Origin of the sequence: Fulvivirga aurantia, assembly GCF_009711475.1 — a bacterium.
GTDB classification, from domain to species: domain Bacteria; phylum Bacteroidota; class Bacteroidia; order Cytophagales; family Cyclobacteriaceae; genus Fulvivirga; species Fulvivirga aurantia.
Genome location: NZ_SMMD01000679.1, coordinates 1 through 5574, shown reverse-complemented (window position 1 = coordinate 5574; position 5574 = coordinate 1). Strand labels below are relative to the sequence as shown.

General features: G+C 39.8%; 4 protein-coding genes. All 4 read right to left on the bottom strand.

Going from position 1 to position 5574, the window contains the following annotated elements:
- Window positions 1-410, bottom strand: a 410-nt coding sequence (locus E1176_RS07220; RefSeq protein ID WP_155209933.1) for a hypothetical protein, incomplete at its 3' end; no start/stop codon positions are given.
- A 77-nt stretch (window positions 411-487) separates the two neighbouring features.
- Complete coding sequence (locus E1176_RS07215) at window positions 488-1459, bottom strand: hypothetical protein (RefSeq protein ID WP_155209932.1); 972 nt, start codon at window positions 1457-1459, stop codon at window positions 488-490.
- 91 nt (window positions 1460-1550) lie between these two features.
- Window positions 1551-4349 carry a DNA polymerase I gene (gene polA, locus E1176_RS07210; RefSeq protein ID WP_155209931.1) on the bottom strand — a complete coding sequence of 933 codons (2799 nt, stop codon included), beginning with the start codon at window positions 4347-4349 and terminating at the stop codon, window positions 1551-1553.
- Between the two features lie 55 nt (window positions 4350-4404).
- The coding region (locus tag E1176_RS07205; RefSeq protein WP_155209930.1) for a 7TM-DISM domain-containing protein at window positions 4405-5574 on the bottom strand (1170 nt) is incomplete at its 5' end.

The following is a 5574-nucleotide window of genomic DNA, read 5'->3' as shown; positions in this document are numbered from 1 at the left end:
CTCTTTTGAAACTCTTTTAAAGCATCGCTTTTATTGCCTTTTCTATATTTAATGCTTCCCTTCCTGTAAAACCACTCGGCAGAAAGGCTATCTTGCTTCAATAGGTGCTCTGTCGATTGCAGTGCGCTCAAGGCAATGTCAAGACCTCTCTGGTAATATAGTTTATAAGCGAGCTTTGTGGCGTATTGCAGTTGAGCTTCACGGCTTAATAATGAATAGCTCTTGATAGCTTCTGATGCATATTCGCTGGATTTTAAAGAGTCTTGCCTGTAGAGCTCCTCAGATAACTCAATCAGTATATCAATTTTGTCGCTTTGATTATCCACATATTTCAGCGCATGCTCAAGGCTATCCACTTGGGCAAAAGAAGAGAAAGAAAGCAGTAATAATATGAAAGTCAGTCTATACAAGTCTATTAAGATACAGACTCGAGTTTACTTAAAAAATAGCTTAGTGCTTTAAATTGAAAAGAGTGAACAGCAATTTGCTACTCTAGGTTAAAAAAGTAGCTTTTCGTATGATTCATGTCCAGGTTAATGACCTCAACTTCCAATCCTTTGTATTTTGCGTACTTGTTTTTGAAAAGTAGATAAGGACTGTGCTTTTTAGGATCAAAATTGATTTCAATACTGTTGAGCATTTCTCTGGAGTAAGCATCTCGTATGTTAAGCCTCAAGTGTGACCCCCGCCTGTAGTCAAGTGGTATAGAAATAATTGATTGATGATCTACATTGTACAGTACAGGGGTTTTAAAGTCATAATCTCCGGCAAATAGCTTTTTTCCATCATTGAGTGCTAAGGCTAATCGATATTGGTAATTTCCGGGCCGTAAAAGCGTGTCACTAAATGCATAGCGATTGGTCATGTCACCAAAGGCATTATATTTCACTGTGCGGGTACTTATAGAATCATATTTAAAATCAGCAATTGTCTTCCTCAAAATCTGCGTTGATAGCACCGTGTGTGATAGGCTGTCTGGTATCCGCCACGAGATGGCAAAGATATTTTCACGCCCATTTAATTTAACTGAGTCAAGAGGGTATAGATTTTTTGAAATCCCTCTGGGGGCCGGACTGACTTCTATAAAGAACTCACAGTAGTCGTGAAGATAGCCGTCTACATTGAGCCAGTAATATTGGTTAGGCTCAACATCTACTTCGATAAATATATCGTCTTGAGTGGCCAAAGAGGTGCAATTAAGGATTTGGTAAGTTGTAGGGTCGCATAACTCACCTTGCAATACAACAAGCTGCACACCTCGCATGTCCCGACATTTTTGGTCGAAGATGTTTACATACAACCTATTTTGATTGCCAGAATTGAAATAAAACCACTGATCGTTATGGTAGTCGATGCATTTTCCTGTTAGTGATTCATCAACACAAGCACTTTCTACGGTGTTTCCATCCGTAAATGAGCTTACGAAATTACTCAAGGTAAGCTGTTCGGCATTTGCCATGTCGTTATTCGGTGTCTGGCTGATACCCTTGAAGCTCAGTCCTAACAGGAAGATTATGCAAATAATCCTCAAAAGATGCATGAGAAGTATCTTAATGTGCCTTGAGCCAATTGTCACCAATTCCAGCTTCAACTTCCATCGGTACTTCAATCTCCACGGCATTCTTCATCAATTCAATAATCTTCGGACGCACCGTTTCGAGCTCATCTTTTGGTACTTCAAATACCAATTCATCATGTACCTGCATGATCATGGTGGTTTTAAGGTTTTCAGCCTTTAGCCACTCCTGCACTCTTACCATAGCAATCTTGATGATATCTGCCGCACTACCCTGAATTGGGGCGTTTATGGCGTTGCGTTCAGCATAACCTCTCATGGTGGCATTTCGACTGTTGATATCTCGCAGATACCGCCTTCTGCCCATTATGGTCTCTACATACTCATCCTCTTTAGCTTTTGCTATACAAGAGTCCATGTAGTTTTTGATAGATGAAAACTCCTTGAAATAAGCCTTGATAATATCGCTAGCCTCAGATCGTGGTATGTTTAGGTTTTGAGAAAGACCAAATGCTGAGATGCCATAAATAATACCAAAGTTCACCTCTTTGGCTTTTCTTCTCATATTAGGGTCGACATCGTCTACGGATACTCCAAATACCTTTGCAGCAGTAGTAGCATGAATATCACGGCCGTTTTTAAAGGCATCCATCATGTCTTGGTCTTTAGCAAAAGCTGCCGCGATTCTCAACTCTATTTGAGAGTAATCCGCTGCCAGCAAGACGTGATTGTCATCTTTAGGTACAAAGGCTTTCCTTATTTCACGCCCTTTTTTAGTTCTAATGGGGATGTTTTGAAGGTTAGGATTATTACTGCTTAACCTACCTGTAGCGGCCACTGCCTGTCCGTAATCTGTATGTATGCGGCCATCTCTATTACTTATCATTTTAGGGAGAGCATCTACATATGTTGATTTTAACTTCTGGTACTCTCTAAATTCTAAGATTTTATTGGCGATGTCATGCTCATTGGCCAAGCGGCTCAATATTTCTTCACCTGTTGCATATTGCCCTGATTTGGTCTTTTTTGGCTTGTCGACAAGTTTTAGTTTGTCAAATAATATTTCCCCAAGTTGTTTGGGAGAAGCAATATTAAACTCTTGTCCAGCGATTTTGAAAATTTCTTCTTGGGCAGCCAGGCTTATTTCCTGAAGCTCTTTTGACATAGACTCTAAAGCTGATTGGTCTACTTTAACACCTTCAAATTCCATTTGAGCCAATACATATACCAAGGGATGCTCAATCTCATCTAGCAGTTTAGTGAGTCTCTCATCCAGCTCTTTTACCAACGCCTCTTTTAGCTGCAGCGTGATATCAGCGTCTTCGCATGCGTAGTTTACCACCTCTTCCGGGTCGATGTCACGCATATTTTTCTGCTTTTTACCTTTAGGGCCTAAGATATCTGTGATCGGTATGGTAATGTAGTTGAGGTACTGCTCGGCCATCACATCCATACTGTGCTTTGTTTCCGGCTCTATAATATAGTGAGCCAACATAGTATCAAAAATATGTCCGGCTACATCGATCTCGTATTTTTTGAGCGCTAAAATATCGTATTTCAGGTTTTGTCCGATCTTTTTAATTTTCTCACTCTCAAGAGGTGTCTTGAACAGGTGAAGTATTTCTTGGGCCTTTTCATGGGATGACGGTACCGGTACATAATAGGCTTCATTTTTTCTGAAAGAGAAAGCAATACCCACCAGCTCGGCTTCGAAAGCATCGATACCTGTTGTTTCTGTATCGAAGCAAAATTCTTTTTGTTCCGAAAGTTGTTTGGCTAAATCAGCTAGCTCTTCTTTTTTATGGATGAGCTTATAGGATACCTTTTCAAGGTCGAGCCGAGTCTTTTCGATTACTTTTTCTGAGGTATCAACGTCAATTGCTTCTTTGCTGGCTTCGCTAAACATAGAGAGTTGTCCATCATTAGAAGGTGTGGTGGAGCCAGACTTCATTTCTTCTCCAAAAACCCTTCTTATGATTGTTTTAAACTCTAATTCTTCGAAAATAGGCTTAAGCAACTCTTCATTAGGGCCGTCATAAAGCAAGTCAGTTTCGTTGAATTCGATGGGAACCTCAATATTTATGGTAGCCAGCTCTTTAGACATTATGCCTTGCTGGCCAAAATTCTCTACATTCTCTTTTTGCTTTCCTTTGAGCTTATCCACGTTTTCGACCAACCCTTCTACAGAACCGTATTCTTTAATTAGCTTAGAGGCAGTTTTTGGTCCAATTCCTGGTATGCCCGGGATGTTGTCAGAAGCATCGCCTTGTAAACCAAGCATGTCTGTAACCTGGTCTATTCTTTCTATATCCCATTTTTTCAGTACCTCTTCAACCCCCATTACATCTACAGCATTACCCATATAAGATGGTTTGTATAGGTATACATGCTCTTCCACCAACTGACCGAAGTCTTTGTCAGGGGTCATCATAAACACTTCAAAACCGGCATTTGCTGCCTTTTTAGCTATAGTGCCTACAATATCATCAGCTTCATAGCCATCGATTTCCAAAATAGGTATATTAAACGCCTTGACTATGTCTTTAACCACCGGTATGCCTGTTTTTATATCTTCAGGGGTTTCCTGGCGATTGGCTTTATATTCTTTGTACTGCTCATGCCTGAAAGTCGGAGCAGAGGTGTCAAAAGCAACCGCAATGTGAGTAGGCTGCTCTTTTTGTATGATTTCTAAAAGCGTATTGGTAAAACCGAACATCACTCCGGTATTTATGCCTTTGGAGCTTATTCTGGGATTTCTACTAAAAGCAAAATGGGCACGATATATTAACGCATACGCGTCTAAAAGGAATAACTTTTTTTCTGGTTTACTCATAGCATAAAGGTATGCAGCTATTTGTAAAATCCTGTAATGTAGCTTTGAGTTTTTGCTATACCTGAAGTCGCTTACCTCTTACCCAACCGGTTTTTTTATCGGCTTCCTGCAGGGCCTTGTCATGAGCTTGCTTGTAAGTCTCTACAAACTGATAAGCCAATACCAGGGAATTTAAAAAGAATACCGACAAATAAGCTACATTTAAAAATACCAGGTTAAGCTTTAGAATGAGTAAGTAGTTGATCATTTCATAACCAAATAGAGCAACTCCCATAAGCATACTCATGGCAGAAAACCATGCTTCTGCCTGGTTTTCAAATAAGGCTTTTGTGATCATATAAATAGCGTAAACCAGATTGATGGCGACAAAAATCTGATAGGCCGGTAGTAATTGGGTGAAAAGCACCGTAGGAAGCATGATCGTGAGTGCAACAAAAATACAACTAACAATTATGATGATTGATTTTACCAGTTGGTTGCCATTCTTGTTAAAAACTTCATTGAGAAATAAAACGCCAAATAAAACACTGGTATAGAGTGACAGGTATTCGATCCTCAGTGCAAATGACCACGACAAATCAAAAAATGATGACACCAAATAAATATTGGAAAATACCGATCTAACAGCCCATAACAGACAAAATAAACCGAAGTAAAGCGAAGAGCGCTCTTGAGGACGGAGCGCAAAAAATACAATGAAAAATCCTGCTAATACGATGAGGCCACCTGTGAGCATCATGTTGGCAACAATTCTTTTTTCCCTTAGACTAGAAATATTGTCAAAGTCGCCAATGAATAAAGGTTTATGTATGCCGCCTCTTTCGTGATGGTAATTAGACACCTGGCAGATAATTTCTACGGTATCACTAGACTGAAAAATTTTCAGCTTTGGATTCCACTCTGGCTGACTGGTGGCTTTATCAATGCCAATGCTTCCATTTTGCGCTATTTCGTGGCCATTTACAAATAGTTTGTAGGCTGAGTAAACATTGGGTATATCTAAGCTTAAATTTTCAGGGGGGTTGTTTAGAAGTATTTTTAGTCGGTATGTGGCGTAACCTTGTCCGTCTAAATCGCGACCTTGAATGTATAAATTATTCCAAATAGCAGGTACATCTATATATGAAGGGCGAGTTTCCGGATTTTTAATCGTTTCTGGGGTTAGAAGTTCTCCCCAGTAAAATTCCCATTTCCCGTTGAGCTTTAAAATTTCCCCACTTTTAGT

Excerpts from the sequence above, each read along its gene's own strand:
- E1176_RS07215 (WP_155209932.1), bottom strand. The coding sequence starts at position 1,459 with ATGGCAAATGCCGAACAGCTTACCTTGAGTAATTTCGTAAGCTCATTT.
- polA (WP_155209931.1), bottom strand. The coding sequence starts at position 4,349 with ATGAGTAAACCAGAAAAAAAGTTATTCCTTTTAGACGCGTATGCGTTA.